Source organism: Geodermatophilus sp. URMC 60 (genome assembly GCF_053502585.1).
In genome coordinates, this window is the sequence record NZ_CP199958.1 from 2,552,788 (window position 1) to 2,570,147 (window position 17,360).

Annotated in this window: 14 protein-coding genes; 9 read left to right on the top strand and 5 right to left on the bottom strand. The window is 75.1% G+C overall.

Annotation, left to right across the window (positions count from 1 at the left end):
- Positions 1-10 precede the first annotated feature (10 nt).
- A complete protein-coding gene (locus ACWIX3_RS12270) occupies positions 11-1,009 on the top strand; it encodes a zinc-dependent alcohol dehydrogenase family protein (protein ID WP_448612344.1) in 999 nt (332 codons plus the stop codon).
- 345 nt (positions 1,010-1,354) lie between these two features.
- Here ACWIX3_RS12270 and ACWIX3_RS12275 read toward each other — a convergent pair whose 3' ends face one another.
- From ACWIX3_RS12275 to ACWIX3_RS12285, 3 genes are all read right to left on the bottom strand, one after another.
- Entirely contained in the window at positions 1,355-2,527 is a 1,173-nt protein-coding gene (locus tag ACWIX3_RS12275; RefSeq protein ID WP_448612345.1) for a heparan-alpha-glucosaminide N-acetyltransferase domain-containing protein, read from the bottom strand.
- Between the two features lie 138 nt (positions 2,528-2,665).
- Positions 2,666-3,625 (bottom strand): aldo/keto reductase, encoded by a 960-nt coding sequence (locus ACWIX3_RS12280; protein ID WP_448612346.1) that lies wholly within the window; start codon positions 3,623-3,625, stop codon positions 2,666-2,668.
- Positions 3,626-3,645: 20 nt separating this feature from the next.
- Complete coding sequence (locus tag ACWIX3_RS12285) at positions 3,646-6,114, bottom strand: beta-glucosidase (protein WP_448612347.1); 2,469 nt, start codon at positions 6,112-6,114, stop codon at positions 3,646-3,648.
- A 153-nt stretch (positions 6,115-6,267) separates the two neighbouring features.
- Between ACWIX3_RS12285 and ACWIX3_RS12290 the strand changes: the two genes are divergently transcribed.
- From ACWIX3_RS12290 to ACWIX3_RS12315, 6 genes are all read left to right on the top strand, one after another.
- The gene (locus tag ACWIX3_RS12290; protein WP_448612348.1) at positions 6,268-7,209 is read left to right on the top strand and encodes a phosphoglycerate dehydrogenase; all 942 of its coding nucleotides are present in this window, start codon (positions 6,268-6,270) and stop codon (positions 7,207-7,209) included.
- An 85-nt stretch (positions 7,210-7,294) separates the two neighbouring features.
- Complete coding sequence (locus ACWIX3_RS12295; RefSeq protein ID WP_448612349.1) at positions 7,295-7,954, top strand: GntR family transcriptional regulator; 660 nt, start codon at positions 7,295-7,297, stop codon at positions 7,952-7,954.
- 481 nt (positions 7,955-8,435) lie between these two features.
- Positions 8,436-9,902 carry a GntP family permease gene (locus ACWIX3_RS12300; protein ID WP_448612350.1) on the top strand — a complete coding sequence of 489 codons (1,467 nt, stop codon included), beginning with the start codon at positions 8,436-8,438 and terminating at the stop codon, positions 9,900-9,902.
- 27 nt (positions 9,903-9,929) lie between these two features.
- Complete coding sequence (locus ACWIX3_RS12305) at positions 9,930-10,805, top strand: transketolase (RefSeq protein ID WP_448612351.1); 876 nt, start codon at positions 9,930-9,932, stop codon at positions 10,803-10,805.
- Positions 10,802-11,845, top strand: a complete 1,044-nt coding sequence (locus tag ACWIX3_RS12310; protein WP_448612352.1) for a transketolase family protein — start codon at positions 10,802-10,804, stop codon at positions 11,843-11,845. Before ACWIX3_RS12305 ends, ACWIX3_RS12310 begins: the two co-directional genes overlap by 4 nt.
- A gap of 44 nt (positions 11,846-11,889) precedes the next feature.
- A complete protein-coding gene (locus ACWIX3_RS12315; RefSeq protein WP_448612353.1) occupies positions 11,890-12,651 on the top strand; it encodes an SDR family NAD(P)-dependent oxidoreductase in 762 nt (253 codons plus the stop codon).
- A 110-nt stretch (positions 12,652-12,761) separates the two neighbouring features.
- On the opposite strand, the gene ACWIX3_RS12320 is transcribed toward ACWIX3_RS12315, so the two are convergent.
- Positions 12,762-14,228, bottom strand: a complete 1,467-nt coding sequence (locus ACWIX3_RS12320; protein ID WP_448612354.1) for a sodium:solute symporter — start codon at positions 14,226-14,228, stop codon at positions 12,762-12,764.
- A gap of 25 nt (positions 14,229-14,253) precedes the next feature.
- Positions 14,254-15,840, bottom strand: coding sequence for a thiamine pyrophosphate-binding protein (locus ACWIX3_RS12325; protein ID WP_448612355.1), 1,587 nt, complete (start codon positions 15,838-15,840; stop codon positions 14,254-14,256).
- A gap of 251 nt (positions 15,841-16,091) precedes the next feature.
- Here ACWIX3_RS12325 and ACWIX3_RS12330 point away from each other — a divergent pair, with 251 nt between their 5' ends.
- Together ACWIX3_RS12330 and ACWIX3_RS12335 are read left to right on the top strand one after the other, a co-directional pair.
- Positions 16,092-16,838 carry an SDR family oxidoreductase gene (locus ACWIX3_RS12330; protein ID WP_448612356.1) on the top strand — a complete coding sequence of 249 codons (747 nt, stop codon included), beginning with the start codon at positions 16,092-16,094 and terminating at the stop codon, positions 16,836-16,838.
- 138 nt (positions 16,839-16,976) lie between these two features.
- Positions 16,977-17,357 carry a TIM barrel protein gene (locus tag ACWIX3_RS12335; protein ID WP_448612466.1) on the top strand — a complete coding sequence of 127 codons (381 nt, stop codon included), beginning with the start codon at positions 16,977-16,979 and terminating at the stop codon, positions 17,355-17,357.
- Positions 17,358-17,360 lie beyond the last annotated feature (3 nt).

Sequence of the window (17,360 nt, forward strand, 5' to 3'; positions counted from 1 at the left end):
GGGAGCAGCGGTGCGGGCCTGGGCGGTCGGCGTGCCGGGCCCGGTCGACACCGGTCCCCTCCGGCGGGTCGACCGGGACGAACCGGTGCCCGGGCCGGGTCAGGTGCGGGTCGACGTGACCTGCTGCGGCGTGTGCCGCACCGACCTGCACCTGGCCGAGGGCGACCTGCCACCCCGGCGGGCCTCGGTGACGCCGGGGCACGAGGTGGTCGGGCGCGTCTCCGCTCTCGGCTCCGGCGCGAACCGGTTCGCCGTGGGAGAGCGGGTCGGAGTGCCCTGGCTCGGTGGCACCGACGGCAGCTGCCGGTTCTGCCGGCGTGGCGAGGAGAACCTCTGCACCGCGCCGGTCTTCACCGGCTGGGACGAGCACGGCGGCTACGCCGACGCCTGTCTGGTCGACGAGGCCTTCGCGTACCCGCTGCCGGACGGGCTGGCCGACGAGCAGGCCGCGCCGCTCCTGTGCGCCGGGATCATCGGCTACCGGGCCCTCCGGTGCGCCGACGTGCCACCCGGGGGGCGGCTGGGCGTCTACGGCTTCGGCGGGAGCGCGCACCTCACCGCCCAGGTCGCGCTCGCGCAGGGGTTGCGGGTGCACGTCCTCACCCGCGGCGAGCACAACCGGCGGCTGGCCGAGGAGCTCGGCGTGGACTCGGTGGGGGCGGCGACCGACCCGCCACCCGAGCCGCTGGACGGCGCGATCCTGTTCGCCCCGGCCGGCGAGCTGGTCCCGGTCGCGCTGCGGGCCCTGGACCGCGGTGCGACGCTGGCCGTCGCCGGCATCTGGCTCCCCCGCATCCCGGCGCTGGACTACGCCAGCGAGCTGTTCGGCGAGCGCCGGCTGCGCAGCGTCACGGCCAACACCCGCCGCGACGGCGAGGAGTTCCTCCGGTTGGCCGGCCGGCTCGGCGTCCGGGCCACCACCGTCGCCTACCCCATGGACGACGCCCCGCGGGCGCTGTCGGACCTGGCCCACGGACGGTTCGGCGGTGCGGCGGTCCTGCACACCTGAGCTCCGGTCATGGAGCCGGGCCGCCGCACGGAGGTTCTGGTCCCCGCAACCGAGGTCCCGGAGCGAGGGGTCCTCCGGTCACGGGACGTGCCTCTCGGCGACCGTGCGTCCGGCTCGTCGCCGACGTCCCGCACCCCGCTTCACCGCCGTCTGCCCGCGAGCCAGAGCGTGAACCCGAGCACGAGGATCAGCGCCGCGATGAGGATCAGGACCACGACGTCTGTCTGTGTCATCCGTTGCTCCCAGCCTCTCGGTCTCGATGGATGCGGTACGTCCCCCGCTCATGGCCGGCCGGCGTGCGGGTCATGGCATGCGGCCACGTGGACCTGGAGGGCACGGGTCGGCTCAGGGCGTGTCGGCGCGACGCGCGGTCCGCGCCATCCCGGAGGACATCCCCTGCTCCGCCGCTCGCATGGCGCTCCACGTCAGGAGTCGCTCCAGCGGTCCCCTACCGAGGAAGAGGCGCCAGAGCGTGGCGGTGGCGGTGGTGACCACGACGAAGGCGAGCCACGCGTGGTTGGTGGTGTAGTCGAGGGTCCCGTTGACGGCCACGGCGACGATCCCGCCGGCGTACGCGGTCAACGCCATCGATCCCACCGCTGCCATCGGGAAGACGGTCCCCGGCAGCCGGTCGGCGACGACGAGGCACACGGCGATGACGGCGAGGGCCACGCCGACCGAGCCGACGATCTCGAATGTCGTGCCGCTGTGCGGGAACGCGCCGGTGAGCAGAGCGGGATCCGATGTCTCCGGGCGTGCGGTGTCCTCGACCGGCCAGCGCTGCGGCTGCCCGTCCGCCCAGGCCTGCGTGGACAGCCAGCCGCCGCCGTACCCGAGGACGGCGAGGGCCGCACCGGCGGCCACCAGCTGCCTCCGGACCCGCGCGGTGGTGAGGTCGCAGCGGCCCACGGCCAGGCCTACGAGGATGAAGGTCCACCAGATCAGCGCCGGGTAGGGGCCGGTCACCGCCAGCCAGGCGAACGGGGTGCCGTAGGCGTCGGTGGCCACGACGACCTGCGTGAGGACCAGATCAGCGGGTGGCGTGACCACCGCCAGCACACCGGCCGCCAGCAGCAGCCGCTGGGGTGTCCAGCGCAGGAACGGCAGGGCGAGGACGAACAGGACCGCGTAGACGCCGAGGATGACGTCGATGCCGGTGCCGAGGGCCTCGAGCACGCCGCCGATGGCGAAGACCCACGCGGCCCGGACCAGGATCCGCACGCGGGCGCGGACCAGGTCGTCGCCGGTGACCGGTGCGGTGCGCCCCGACAGCAGCGCCATCGAGATCCCGGCCAGGACGGCGAACAGGATGGACGACCGCCCGTTGACCAGGCCCGGCCACGTCGACGGCGACGCCCCCACGTCGGGCGTGACGGAACCCAGGTGCGCACCGAGCATCCCGAACACCGCCAGCGCGCGGGCGACGTCGAGGCCGACGATCCGGCCGCGCCGGTCACTCGGAGGTCGTGGGGGCAGCGACGGAGCGGCGGTACGGCCCGGGCTGATGGCGGGGGTCATGGCCGGGCACGGTAGGCGGCACCGCAACGGGGGGTAGCGCCCGCCGCGATGCTTTGCCCCCTGCTAACCGTTCGATGGCGTCCGCTTGGTCCGGGGCCCGGCACCTCCCCGGCCGTCCAGCAGAATCGCGTCCCGGCCTCACTGCCAGGGCAGGCGGCTCCGGGTCTCCCAGTAGTCCTTCGGGGCCTGCGGCTCGACCAGTCCGCCGACGTCGAGGTCGGCCACCCGGGTCGCCTCGGCGTTGCTGGTCAGCTGGGCCACGGTCACCGCGCCGCTGAGCACGACGTCGCACCACGGCTGCGCGAGCGCCGCCCCCAGCGCGACCGCGTCGACCCCGACGCCGGAGTCCCGCGCGGCCGTGGCGAGCGGGCTGCCGGCCGGCAGCCCGTGCTCGGTGAGGCGCCCGTTGGCGACGCCTTCCTTGACGATCACCCGCAGGCCGGCGGCGTGCGCCTCGGCCAGCGCCCCGGCCGCGGACGTCTCGAGCAGGTTCCAGGTCGACTGCACGCTGGAGAACAGCGGGAGGCCGTCGACGGTGAGTTGCAGGCCGCGGCGGACGGCGGCGGCCTGCTCGGGCCCGGACGTCGAGAAGCCGATCCCGGTGCCCGCGTCCCGGACCTCGGCCAGCCGGCGCTGCAGCGGCTCGTCGTCCCACAGCGGGCTCTCCGAGGTCAGCGAGTGCACCTGGTAGAGCCGCAGCCAGGGGCCGAGCAGCTCGGTGCTCTCCCGGAACTGGCGCTCGAACGCCGCCGCGGTGTGCTCCTTGACCTCGTGGCGTTCGGCATCCGTGCGCCAGCCGGCCGTGTACCGGTAACCCCACTTGCTGGCGACGAAGGGCACCTGCTCGCGACCGTGCAGCCAGGCGGCGAGGAACTCCTCGGCGCGCCCGTAGGACCGGGCGGCGTCGACGTACCGGATGCCCAGGGACGCCGCGGTGTCGAGCAGCTCGTGGGCACGGGCGCGCAGCGCCGCCGGGGAACGGTCGGCGGGCAGGTCGCGGTCCCGGCCGAGGGTGAGGTAGCCCGGCCGCCCGATCGCCGCCAGGCCGAGCCCGAGCACCGCGGGGGGACCGGACGCCGGCGGAGGGCCTGGGGTCATCGTCGTCCTCCCCTGGGGGGTCAGCCCGCGACCTGCACGTCGAGCTCCACGGGCAGGACGCCGGACGACGGACCCACGTGCAGCCGGAACCGGCCCGCCTCGGTGGCCCACCGGTGCCCGGCCTCGTCCCAGTGCTGGTAGGTGTGCCCGGGCAGGTCGACCGTCACCGCGACCTCCTCGGCGGGGTCGGCCTCCACCACGGCGAAGCCGGCCAGCCAGCGGACGGGGCGCTCCACGGCGCTGTCCGGGCGGCTCGCGTAGACCTGGACGACCTCCCGTCCCCGCCGGCCGCCGGTGTTGCGCAGCCGCACGGTGACCGCCGAGCCGTCGTCGGCCTCGGCGGACAGGTACTCCCACGTGGTGTAGCCCAGGCCGGAGCCGAACCGGAACCGCGGCTCCCGCCCGTCGCGGTCGTGGCCCCGGTAGCCGACGAACAGGCCCTCGTCGTAGCGCAGCGTCCCCTCGACCGGCCGCGGGGAGGGCAGGCCCTCCTCGGTGGCCGGCCAGGTGACCGGCAGCCGGCCACCGGGCTCGACGGCCCCCAGCAGCACGTCGGCGAGCGCGTTGCCGCACTCCTGCCCCGGGAACCAGGTCAGCAGCACCGCCGGCACGTCCTCCGCCCACGGCAGCAGCACCGGGGCGCCGGAGTTCACGACGACCACCGTTCGCGGGTTGGCCTCGACCACCCTGCGGACCAGCTCGTCCTGCCGGCCCGGCAGCGCGAGCGAGGTGCGGTCGAAGCCCTCGCTCTCCACCTCCTCGGTGGTCCCCACGACGACGACGGCGACGTCGGCGTCCCGGGCCAGCGCCACGGCCTGCTCGAGCTCGGCGTCGTCATCGGCCTCACGGGCGACGTTGACCTGGAACGTCACCGAGTCCACCTCCGTGTCCTCGAAGCCCCCGGCGGGCTCGGGCACGTGGCCGACGACGACCTCGACCTCCTCGCCGGCCCGCAGCTCCACGGCCACGGACTCCTGCGGGGGCCGCATCATGCCCTCCACCGGGTCCGCGCCCGGCGGCAGGCTGATCCTGGTGTCGAGGCGGACCTCCCCGCCGATCGTGACCCGGAACGGGCCCACGCCGGACGCGCCGATCCGGTGGGGGCCGTCCTCCTCGGCCCGCACGCGCGTGTGCACCTCCACCGACCGCACCCGGTCCATGGGCAGGCCGGGACCGTAGGAGCTCTGCCAGGTGAAGGCCGCCGCCTCGCGCTCCTCCGTGCCCAGCACGGCGCCCTCCGCGTCGAGGAAGCGCACCTCCACGCCGCGTCCGCCGTCGGGGCGGCGCAGCAGGTCGGGGCCCGCCGGCGGCAGGCGGTGCGTGCTGCGGCCGCCCCGGCCGTGCACGACGTCGACGTCCGGGCCGAGGGCGGCGCGCAGCCCGGCCAGCGGGGAGACGGTGTACGGCGGGAACACCGTCGCGCTGCCGCCGCCGAGGGTGCGGGCCTCGACCGCGTTGGGCCCGAGGACGGCGACCCGCCGCAGGGTGCCGCGCTCGAGGGGTAGCACCGGGCCCTCCCCGGCGACGGCCGGCTGGTTCCGGGCCAGGACGAAGCCCGCCGCCGCGGCGGCCCGCAGCTCCGCGCTGACCTGGTCCGCGGTCCAGGGGGTGGCGTCCCCGCCCGGGACCCCCTCCAGGGCGCCGACCCGCGCGGCCAGCCGGAGGATGCGGAGCACCTTGTCGTCGACGGCCGACTCCGGGACCTCCCCGGCGCGCACCGCCGCGACGAGGGCGTCGCCCCAAGGGCCGCGCGGGCCGGGCATCACCAGGTCGAGCAGGCCGCTCCCCGCCGCGGCCGGCGACCGGGCCGCGAACCAGTCCGACACGACGATCCCGTCGAAGCCCCACTCGCCCTTGAGGACGTCGCGCTGCAGCGGGCTCTCGGTCATCGTCGTGCCGTCGACGCCGTTGTAGGCGGCCATGACCGCCCACACGCCGCCCTCGCGCACGATCGCCTCGAACGGCGCCAGGTACAGCTCGCGCAGCACGCGCTCGTCCGCCCGGACGTCGGCGGAGAAGCGCTCGGTCTCCTGGTCGTTGGCGACGAAGTGCTTGACGGTGGCGCCGACGCCCTCGTCCTGCAGCCCTCGCACGTAGGCGACGCCGATCCGGCCGGTGAGCAGCGGGTCCTCGCTGAAGCACTCGAAGTGCCGCCCGCCGTAGGGGGTGCGGTGCAGGTTCACCGTGGGGGCGAGCAGCACGTCGACACCCCGGCGCCGGGCCTCCGCGGCCAGCAGGTGGCCGAGGCGCTGGATCCGGTCGACGTCCCAGGTCGCGGCCAGCGCCGTGGGGGAGGGGACGTTCGCGGAGGTGTCGCGCTCGTCCCAGCGTTCGCCGCGGACGCCGGCCGGACCGTCGGAGACCACCAGGCGGCGCAGTCCGACGGCCGGCTCGGGGTGCAGCGACCAGACGTCCGCGCCGGTCAGCAGGCGCACCTTCTGCTCGAGGTCGAGCTGGTCGAGCCGCTTCCGGAGGTCGTCGTCGTGCACGGCGGTTCGTCACCTTCTCAGCGGGGGTGGTCAGCGCGCCGGCCGGTGGGCGTGCTGCGGCGCGAGGCCTCCGCAAGGTGTAGTTCGGGCGGGCGGGCGCGGTCAAACCGAGCGCCGTGCGCGGGACGTCGTCCCTCGGGCAGGCTGGTCGCCGTGAAGCTGCTGCTCCCGGACTCCGTCCCGCTCGACCCCGCGCTGCCCGAGGAGGTCGAGGCGGTGCGCTACGACGCCGGGGCGCCGGTGCCCGACGAGCACCTGGACGCCGAGGCGCTGGTGGTGTGGGGCAACCGCCCGGGCGACCTGCGCGCCGTCGCGGGCCGGATGCCGCGGCTGCGCTGGGTGCAGACGCTGGCGGCCGGGCCGGACGTCGTCCTCGGCGCGGGCTTCCCGGACGACGTCGTCGTCACCTCCGGCGTGGGCCTGCACGACCGGCCGGTCACCGAGCACGCCCTCGCCCTGGTGCTCGCGCTGCTGCGCCGGCTGCCGCAGGCGATCGCCGCGCAGGCCGAGCACCGCTGGGCCGGCGAGCTCGGCGGCCTGCAGCCGCTGCACCCCGAGGGGGCGGTCACCACGCTGCTCGGCGCCCGCGTGCTCGTCTGGGGCTTCGGCAACATCGGGCAGAACCTCGCCCCGCTGCTGCAGGGCCTCGGCGCGCAGGTGCGGGGCGTGGCGCGCAGTGCGGGGGAGCGGGCGGGGTTCCCCGTCGTCCCCGAGGACCAGCTGGAGGCCGAGCTGCAGCAGACCGACGTCCTGGTGATGATCCTGCCCGCCACCGAGGCCACGACCCACGCGCTGGACGCCGCCCGGCTGGCCGCGCTGCCGCGGCGCGCGTTCGTCGTCAACGTCGGCCGCGGGACGACGGTCGACGAGCCCGCCCTCGTCGCCGCGCTCACCGGGGGGCGGATCGCCGGCGCCGCCCTCGACGTCACGGAGGTCGAGCCGCTCCCGGCCGACTCCCCGCTGTGGGACGCGCCGAACCTGCTGCTCACCCCGCACGCCGCCGGCGGCCGGCCGGTCGGTTCCGACGAGCTCGTCGGCGCCAACCTCGAGGCCCTGCTCGCCGGCGGCGAGCTGCGCAACGTCGTGGCACGCTGACCCCCCTGCGGGTGCTGCTGTCGACAGTCGGCACGGACGGCGGGGAGCGCGTCGGTACGATGACGGTCGACGAGGAGGCTGCTGCGTGAGCGTTGAGTCACTGTCGGCACTGGACCGGAGCACCCTGCGTGAGCGGTCCCTCGAGGCGCTCCGGTCGGCCATCCTGTCCGGCCGGTACCGGCCCGGCGACCACCTCGGTGAGGTGGAGTTGGCCGGATCGCTCGGGGTGAGCCGCGGCACGGTGCGCGAGGCGCTGCGCCACCTCCAGCAGGAGGGCCTGGTCACCGCCGGCAACCGCGGGATGCTGCGGGTCAACAGCCTGACCTCCGCCGAGGTGTACGAGCTGTTCCGCGTCCGGGCCGCCCTCGAGGGGCTCGCCGTCCGCGAGGTCATCGCCTCGCGCCGGCGCGAGGCCGCCGCGGAGACGCTACGGGCCGCCGTGGAGCGGCTCTCCGACGAGGGTGAGCCCGCCGCGCGGATGGAGGCCGACCTGGCCTTCCACCTGCTGCTCTGCCGGCTGTCGGGCAACTCCATGCTCGTCGAGGCCTGGCAGCGGCTCGAGGGCCGGATGCGGGTCGCCATCCTCAACGGCGCGGCCTGGCAGGCGCCGATGATGGCCCGCGACCGGCACGTGCCGATCGTCGAGGCCATCGAGCGCGGGGACGTCGAGGCGGCCGTACGGGTCGTCGACGAGCACATGGCCGGCGCCGCGGAGCACTTCGCCCAGGCGACCGAGTCCGCATAGGGGAGCACTCCCGCTCGCCCCCTCACGGGTTCGGGGCGGCGGGACCCGGGACGGGGCCGCCCTGAGCCCACCGCTCGCAGGCTCTCGGCTGGACCCTGCAGGGGCTGCCCCTCCTCACCGCTCGCGAGCTCGGGGCGGGACTCGCAGGGCTGGGCCGCTCTGCCCCTCGCCGGGCTGCCTCCGCACCGACCTGCGGCGATGCAGGCGCCCGGAAGTGAGCCTTGACACCGTGACCCGCACCACCCACTCTAGTCGGCAGTTGACTGTCAACAGTCAACCAACGGGGATCCGACGCCCACCGCCCACCGGAGACCACCATGACCGAGCGGCACCCAGCACTCCACGACCCACACCTCGAGGACGTCGCCGTCCGGCACCTGTTCGAGGGCTCCCCGACCGCGGGGGTCACCACCGGGTGCCCCGTCGGTGCGACGATCGGGACCCCGCAGCTCCACCGGCTCTCGCAGGTCGGGGGACTGACATGACCGACACCACGCTGCTCCTGCTGCACACGGCGATCACCGTGGCGATCGTCGTCGGCCTCATCGTCCTCGCGAAGATCAACCCCGTCATCTCGCTGGTGATCGGGGCCCTCTATCTCGGCATCGCCGCAGGGCTCGGCTACGAGGGGACGACGGCCGCCGTCGTCGAGGGCTTCGGCAACCTGATGGCCGAGGTGGGCCTCATCATCGGGTTCGGCGTGATGCTCGGGACCCTGTTGTCGGCCATGGGGACGCTCCACCGCGTCGTGGACGGGATGCTGCGCCTCGTGGGGGCCAAGCGCTCCCCGTACGTCATCGGCCTGACCTCGGGGATCGTCTTCCCGGCGATCTACTTCGACGTCGCGCTCGTGATCCTGGGGCCCATGGCCCGGTCGATCGCCCTGCGGACCGGGCTCAGCATCGCGCCGCTGGCCGGCGCACTGGCCATCGGCCTCGAGGTGGCGCTCCTGATGGTCCCGCCCGGTGCAGCCGCGCTCGCCATCGCGGCCGCCCTCGACATCCCGCTCGGCACCATGCTCCTGTGGGGGATCCCCTTCGGCGTCGTGGTGATCATCGCCAGCGTCGCGCTGCACACCCTGCTGATGCGCTTCACCTGGAACGAGCAGCGCGACGACGACCCGCTGACCGATCCGGAGCACACCGGTGAGATCGCCGGCTACGGCGGTCCGTCCGCCGCTGAGTCCACCGGTGGACAGCCGGTCGCCCCGGGTGGCCAGCCGGCCGGAGAGCCAGGGCGTGGCGGCAGCGCGACGGCCGTCGCACGCGACCCGCATCCCGTCGGCACCGGGACGCCGGGCAGGCAGCTGCCCCTGTTCGTCGCCCTGCTGCCGCTGCTGGTGCCGCTGGTGCTCATCGTGCTCGACACCACCACGAGCGCGTTCGGCGCGGAGGTGGGCCTGCTCGGGTTCCTCGGCAACCCCGTGGTGGCGCTGCTCATCGGCCTGCTCATCGGGTTCTTCATCGCCATCCCGGCCCTGGGCCGGGAAGGTGTCGAAGAGGTGGTGGTGCGGGCCGCCGGGACCAGCGGCGTCATCCTGCTCTTCACCGGCGTCGCGGGATCGCTCGGGCAGGTCATCGCGGAGACCGACGTCGGGAACCTCGTGGCCGGCCTCTTCAGCGCCAACGCGGCCTACCCGCTCGTGCTGGCCTGGCTGGTCGCGGCGCTGCTGCGCCTCGCCCAGGGCTCCGGGTCCGTGGCTGCCATCACCGCGGCGTCGCTGCTGGCACCGGTCGTCGGGAGCCTGGGGCTCAACCCGGTGCTGATCTGGCTGGCCGCCGCGTCCGGGGCCGCCTTCGGCGGGCACGTCACCGACAACACCTTCTGGATCTTCAAGACGCTGCTGGGCCTGTCCGTGCGCGGCGCCTTCCAGGTCTACACGGTCGCCCAGGCGGTGCTGTCGTTCGTCGGCCTGGGCGCGGTCCTCGTGCTCGGCATCTTCGCCTGACTGAATCGAACAAGGGAGGAACACGTCATGACCTCGCTGACCACACCACAGGCGGCACCCGCCGCCGGCGACCGCGCGGAACGGATCGAGCGCATCCGCCGGGCCGCCTACCGGATCCGCCGCAACGCCCTCGACATGGGGGAGGTGCAGGGGCAGGGCTACATCGGGCAGGCGCTCGGCGTGGCCGACGTCCTGGCCGCCGTCTACACCGACCAGCTCCGGTACCGCCCGGAGGACCCGCACTGGCCCGACCGGGACCGCTTCCTGCTCTCGATCGGCCACTACGCCATCGCCCTCTACGCGGCGCTGGCCGAGGCCGGGACGATCCCGGCCGACGAGCTGGAGACCTACGGCTCCGACGACTCGCGGCTGCCGATGTCGGCCATGGCCTCCTACACGCCGGGCGTGGAGATCTCCGGCGGGTCGCTGGGCCACGGGCTGGCCGTGGCCGCCGGGATGGCCCTCGGATTGCGCCACCAGGGCAACGGGGCGCGGGTGTTCAACCTGCTCTCCGACGGGGAGCTGGACGAGGGCTCGACCTGGGAGGCGGCGCTGGGCTGCGCCCACCACGGCCTGGACAACGTCACCGCGATCGTCGACGTCAACGCGCTTCAGGCCGACGGCCCCACCGCCGGCGTGCTGCGCACCGAGCCGGTGACCGACAAGTGGCGGGCCTTCGGCTGGCACGCCCTGCGCGTCGACGGCAACGACGTCGCCGCGCTCGTCGACGCCTTCGACGAGCTCCGCGCGCACCGCGGGTCGCCCGGGGTGCTCGTCTGCGACACCCGCATCGGACGCGGGGTGCCACTGCTCGAGGGCCGCGAGAAGGCCCACTTCATGCGGGTCGAGGCCCACGAGTGGCAGCTCGCCCGCACCCAGCTCGAGGAAGGACTGGCCCGATGACCAGCACCGCGCCGAAGAAGCGGCTCACCACCTCGGCGATGATCGCGTCGTTCGCCGACCCCGGTCAGCGCACGACCAGCGCACCGTTCGGGCACGCGCTCAACCGGCTGGCCGAGCAGCGGCCCGAGGTCGTCGGGCTGTCGGCCGACCTGGCGAAGTACACCGACATGCACGTCTTCCGCGACGCCCACCTGGACCGCTTCTTCCAGATGGGCATGGCCGAGCAGGCGCTCCTCGGGGCGGCGGCCGGGATGGCGGAGGTCGGGCTGGTGCCCTTCGCCTCCACCTACTCGGTGTTCGCCACCCGGCGGGCCTACGACTTCCTCTGCCTGGACATCGCCGAGCCCGCGCTCAACGTCAACGTGGTCGGGGCGCTGCCCGGTCTGACCACCGGGTACGGGCCGAGCCACCAGGCCACCGAGGACCTGGCGATCCTCCGCGGCTGCCCGGGCCTGACCATCGTCGATCCCTGCGACTCGGTCGACATCGAGCAGGCCGTGCCGGCGCTGGCGGACGCACCGGGCCCCACCTACCTCCGGCTGCTGCGGGGCGCGGTGCCGACGGTGCTCGACGAGTACGACTACCGCTTCGAACTCGGCAAGGCCGCCGAGCTGCGCACCGGCCGGGACGTCGTCCTCATCTCCACCGGGCTGATGACCATGCGTGCGCTGCAGGCCGCGACCCGCCTGGAGGCCGACTCCGTCGACGTCGCCGTCCTGCACGTGCCGACCATCAAGCCGCTGGACACCGAGGCGATCCTGCGGGCGGCCCGGACCGACCGGCTCGTCGTCACGCTGGAGAACCACACCGTCGTCGGTGGGCTGGCCGAGTCGGTCGCCTCGACGCTGGCCTTCGCCGGGGTGGGCACCCGCGTGGTGCCCATCGCCCTGCCCGACGAGTTCCTCGCCGCCGGGGCTCTGCCCACGCTGCACGACCGCTACGGCCTGTCGACCGACGCCGTCGTCGCCCGCGTCAAGGCCGAGCTGGGCGGCGGCGCACACGCGCCCTGGGCCGCCGACCCCGAGCCGGCCACGGCCTGACGCCGACAACCCGAACCCGACCACCCGATCACTGGAGGAGAAACATGTCCGTCTCCGACAAGACCGTCGTCGTCACCGGCGCCGGCTCCAAGCGCGGCATCGGCCGCGCCACCGCCCACGCCCTCGCCGCCGCCGGCTGGAACGTCGCGATCCTCGACCTGGACGAGGCCAGCGCCAAGGACGCCGCCCACGAGGTCGCTGAGCGGAACGGCGTCCAGGCCGTGGGCGTCGGCTGCGACATCACCGACGAGGCGTCCGTGGAGAACGCGCTCGGCGCCCTCGACGGCGCGCTGCCACCGGTCGGGGCCCTGGTGAACAACGCCGGGATCACCTCGCCGACGCCGTTCCTCGAGGTCGGCGGCGAGGAGTGGGACCGCATCTTCGCCGTCAACGTGCGGGGCGCGTTCAACGTGACCCGCCGCCTCGCGCCCGGCATGGCCGAGCGCGGCTTCGGCCGGATCGTGTTCCTCTCCTCGGTGTCGGCCGAGCGGGGTGGCGGGGTCTTCGGCGGGGTGGCCTACTCCGCCGCCAAGGCCGCCGAACTCGGCTTCACCCGGGCGCTGGCCCGGGAGCTCGGGCCGCACGGCATCACCGTGAACGCCGTCGCGCCGGGGCTGATCGACACCGACATCACCGGCGGTGCCCTGGAGGGGGAGCGCAAGCAGCAGCTGGTCGCCGGCATCCCCGTGGGCCGCAACGGCCGGCCTGCCGACGTCGCCGACCTCATCACGTACCTGTGCCGCGAGGAGACCGGCTACGTGACCGGCGCGACCTACGACGTCAACGGCGGGTCGCACATCCATTGAGGACCCCGTCCCCCGCACCGCTCGCAAGCTCGTGGCGAGCCTCTGGACGGGGCCGTTCCAGCACCTCACCAGCGCGGCCCGTCCCCTCGGGGACGGGCCGCGCTGCCGGGTCAGGAGGTGACGCCCGCCGTCGGCGTCCGCGGCGCGTCCTCCCCGGTGACGCGGCGGTCCCAGTCGGCGAGCACCTGCGGGTCCGTCGGCCCGGAGGTGAGGCTGCCGGCCACGTAGCCCACCAGGGCCGCGGCGAGCCCGAAGTAGATCGGCTCGTTGGCGTAGATGTCGCCGACGACGACCATCGTGGCGAGCGTGGCCAGCGTGCCGGCGGCCATCGAGACCAGGGCGCCGACGTTGGTACCGCGCCGCCAGACCAGCCCGCCCAGGATGGCCACGAGCAGGCCGCCGACCAGGATGTCGTAGGCGATGGTGAGCGCGGCGACGACGTCCTGCAGCGCGCAGGCGACGGCGATCATCACGACCCCGAAGCCGGCCACGTAGAGCCGGTTGCTGCGGACGTGCTCGTGCTCGCTGCCGGCTTCGGGGTCACGGCCCCGCAGCCGCGCGACGATGTCCTGGCTGAAGACGGTGGCGGTGGCGATGAGCGCGCCGCTGGAGGTCGACATCACCGCGGCGAGGGCGGCGGCGAGCACGAGCCCGGCCAGGAGCGCCGGCATCGTGGCCTCCACGACGGCGGCGAACGCGTCGTCGCGGGCGTCGAGGGCGGGCAGAACGACCCGGGCGGCCATGCCGATCACGGCGCCGGCCACGCCGTAGAGCAGGCAGTAGACGCCGGAGGCAGCGCCGGCCCACTTGGCGACGCCGGGGCTGCGCGCGGTGAACACCCGCTGCCAGATGTCCTGCCCGATCAGCAGGCCGAAGGTGTAGATCACGAAGTAGGTGACGATCGTGCCGCCGCCGATCGTGGTGAGCGAGAGGGCGTCCGCGGGCAGGGCGTCGGCCAGGCCGCCGAAGCCGCCGGCCTCGACCACCACGACGGGCAGCAGGATCAGGAAGATCCCGACGGTCTTGATGACGAACTGGACGAAGTCGGTCAGGGTGATCGACCACATGCCGCCGAGCGTCGAGTAGAGGACGACGACGCTGCCGCCGATGACGATCGACGGCACCCGCCCCAGGTCGAGCAGGGCACCGAAGATCGTCGCGTAGGCGATCGTCGAGGTGACCGAGAGCATCAGCGTGTAGCCGAACATCACCACGCCGGAGAGCACGCTGGAGCCGGGGCCGTAGCGCAGCTCGAGCATCTGGCTGACGGTGTAGACGCCCAGGCGCTGGATGCGGCCGGCGAACAGCAGCGAGAGCGCGAGGATCCCGGTGCCGATCGCGACGACCAGCCACATCCCGGACAGGCCGTACTCGTAGCCGAGCCCGACGCCGCCGATCGTGGAGGCGCCGCCGAGCACGATGGCGGCCATGGTCCCGGAGTACAGGAGCGGACCGAGCCGCCGTCCGGCGACCAGGAAGTCGGACTGGGTGGTGGCGCGGCGCTTCCCCCAGAAGCCGAAGGCGATCATGGCGGCCAGGTAGAGGCCGACGACGGCTGTGTCGAGGTGGCTGTCCACGTTCCTGCTCCTCCGGGTGTGCGGGTCACTGGCGGACGTCCAGGTGGACGAGGGTCGGGCGGTCGGCCGACAGGGCGCCGGAGACCAGGTCGGTGAGTGCGCCCGGGTCGGCGGTGCGCGCACCGTGCGCGCCCATCGCCGTGGCGATCGCCGCGAGGTCGGGGGTCGGCAGGTCCACCGCGGTGGGCGGGATCCCGCGGGCGGCCTGCTCGTCGCGGATCTCGCGGTAGCCGCCGTTGTCGACGACGACCACCGGGACGGGCAGCCCCAGCTCGGTGAGGGTGGCGAGCTCCTGCAGCGAGAACATCAGCGCGCCGTCGCCGAGCAGCACGGCGACCGGGTGTCCGGGCCGGGCGAGCGAGGCGCCGACCGCCGCGGGCAGGCCGTAGCCGAGCGTGGCGTAGCCGGGGGTGTAGCAGAACCGGCGCGGCGCGGGCAGGTCGAAGAAGTGCACCGAGCCGAAGTAGGTGACCTGGGAGCTGTCCCCGGCCAGCACCGCGTCGGCGGGCAGCGCGGCCCGGACGGCGGCGTTGACCGCCTCGTTGATCCCGGCGTCGGCGCGGGCTTCCGCACGGCAGGCCGCGCGCAGGTCCCCGGCGCGGCGGGCGCCGTCGCGGGTGCGGGCGGGCAGCGCGGCGCCGAGGGCCCGCACCGCCTGCGCCGCATCGGCGTGCACGGCGACCGTGGCCGGGCAGTTCTTGTGCAGCTGGCCGGCCTCGACGTCCACCCGCACGACGGCCCGCGCGCTGATCCGCCCCTCCCACAGGTCGGAGTCGCCGAGCTCGCTGCCGACGACGAGCAGGACGTCGCAGGCCGCGGCCTCCTGCTGCAGGGCGCGCAGGCGCACCGACGCTCCCACCGACAGCGGGTGGTCCTCGGCGACGACGCCCTTGCCGTTCACGGTCGTGGCGACCGGCGCGCCCAGCGCCTCGGCCAGGGCGGTCAGCCCGGCGGCGGCGTCCACGGCCCCACCCCCGGCCACCACGAGCGGGCGCTGGGCGGCGGCGAGCAGCTCGGCGGCGCGGCGGACGGCGTCCGGGTCCGGCGTGGGCGCGGGCGCCGGCTCGGCGGTGCGCGCGGTCCCGGTCCAGGCCTGCTCCAGCACGTCGACCGGGACCTCGACGTGGACCGGCCGTGGCCGTCCTCCGGAGAAGGAGGCGAGGGCATCGGTGACCGCCTCGGCGGCCTCGTCGGCGCTGCGGACCCGCCGGCTCCACCGCACCAGCCGCTGCATCGCGCCGCTGGCGCCCTTGACCTCGTGCAGCAGGCCGAGGTCCGCGCCCTCGGTGCCGGTGGGCACGCCGGGGGAGAGGAGGAGCACGGGCTGCGACTCGGCGTGTGCGGTGGCCGCGGCGGTCATCGCGTTGGTGAGTCCCGGGCCGCTGGTGGTCACCACGACGCCCGGCCGGCCCGAGACCCGGGCGTACGCCTCGGCGGCGTAGCCGGCGCCCTGCTCGTGGCGGGGGGTGACCGGGCGGATCCCGGCCGCGCCGAAGTGCCGGTACAGCTCCAGGTTGTGGGTGCCGGGGATGCCGAACACCGTGTCGACCCCGTGGGCGGCGAGCGTCTCGACGACGGCCGCGCCGCCGTTGCGGTGGGCTGCAGGGGTCACGACGGCGGCTCCTCGCGGCGGCGTCCTCCGGGTGCGCAGAGGGTCCCGTGCCGGACAGGGGAGCAGAAGGGGACGTTCCGGCGACCCGCACGGAGCCGGGTCGCCGGAACGTCGAGGAGCCGCGGTCGGCTCGGGGGTGCCCGGTCCGCGCCGGCGCGGTTGGTGTCGGCACGCATCGCGGACCACGATGGGCCCGTGGACGCCCTCGCCAGCCCCCGCTCCGCAGCCCGGGCCGCTGTGCGGTGCCGGTCGTGACCGCCGACCGCCGCACCGCGGTGGTGACCGGCGCCGGCTCCGGACTCGGCCGCGCCGTCGCCCGGGCGCTGCGGGCCGACGGCTGGTCCGTGGCGCTGCTGGGGCGCACCCGGCCGTCGCTGGAGGAGACGGCCGGGGGCGGGGACGGCGTCCTCGTGCTGCCCACCGACGTCGCCGACGAGTCGCAGGTGGACGCGGCCTTCGACGCCGTCCGGGACACCTGGGGCCGGCTGGACCTGCTGGTCAACAACGCCGGCACCTTCGGTCCAGCGGGCGAGGTGGACGAGATCGCGGTCGCCGACTGGCGGGCGACGGTCGACGTCAACGTCACCGGCGTCTTCCTCTGCGCCCGCGCCGCCGTCCGGCTGATGAAGGCGCAGGACCCACCGGGCGGGCGGATCGTCAACAACGGCTCGATCTCCGCCCACGTGCCCCGGCCGGGCAGCGTCGCCTACACCGCCACCAAGCACGCCGTCACCGGCCTGACCAAGGCGATCGCGCTCGACGGCCGCGTGCACCGGATCGTCTGCGGGCAGATCGACATCGGCAACGCCGCCACCGAGATGACCGCCGGGATCGCGCACGGGGCTCGGCAGGCCGACGGCTCCGTCCGGCCGGAGCCCACGTTCGACCCGGCGCACGTCGCCGACGCGGTGGTGCAGATGGCCCGGCTGCCGCTCGAGGTCAGCGTCCCGTTCACCACGATGCTGGCCACCGGCATGCCCTTCCTCGGGCGGGGCTGAGGGGAGCCCGGCGCTGGGCCGGTTGCCGTACAGCGCGTTGTACAGCCGCACGCCCAGCCGCTCGCCGATGCCGACCGTGGCGGCGACCGCGTCGCGCCACTCGGCCTCCCGGGCGCTCGCGGGCGGGCGACGGCGCGGATCGGCGGCACCGTGCTCCTCGAGCCGCTCAGCGCCGCCCCCCGGTATCCGCTGCGGACGGCGGAGGACGCGCTCGCCGTCGTCGACCGGGTGGCGGCGGGGACCGGGGTGGACGCGCTCGGCCTGCTGCTCGACCTCCACCACCTCGCGGTCAACGGCGAGGACCTCGACCGGGTGGTCGCCGTCCACGGCCCCCGGGCCGCGCACGTGCAGGTCGCCGACGCACCCGGTCGCGGTGCGCCGGGAAGCGGGGAGCTCGACCTCGTGCGGCGCCTGCGCCGGCTCGAGGACGCCGGCTACGCCGGCTGGACCGCCCTCGAGCACCTGCCGGGGGACGGCGACCCGTTCGCCTGGCTGCCGCGGGAGCGGCGCGCGGCCTGACCG

Bases quoted from the DNA above. Each gene is read 5' to 3' on its own strand.
- ACWIX3_RS12310 (WP_448612352.1), top strand. From the start codon at position 10,802: ATGACCAGCACCGCGCCGAAGAAGCGGCTCACCACCTCGGCGATGATC.
- ACWIX3_RS12275 (WP_448612345.1), bottom strand. From the start codon at position 2,527: ATGACCCCCGCCATCAGCCCGGGCCGTACCGCCGCTCCGTCGCTGCCC.
- ACWIX3_RS12315 (WP_448612353.1), top strand. From the start codon at position 11,890: ATGTCCGTCTCCGACAAGACCGTCGTCGTCACCGGCGCCGGCTCCAAG.
- ACWIX3_RS12300 (WP_448612350.1), top strand. From the start codon at position 8,436: ATGACCGACACCACGCTGCTCCTGCTGCACACGGCGATCACCGTGGCG.
- ACWIX3_RS12280 (WP_448612346.1), bottom strand. From the start codon at position 3,625: ATGACCCCAGGCCCTCCGCCGGCGTCCGGTCCCCCCGCGGTGCTCGGG.
- ACWIX3_RS12305 (WP_448612351.1), top strand. From the start codon at position 9,930: ATGACCTCGCTGACCACACCACAGGCGGCACCCGCCGCCGGCGACCGC.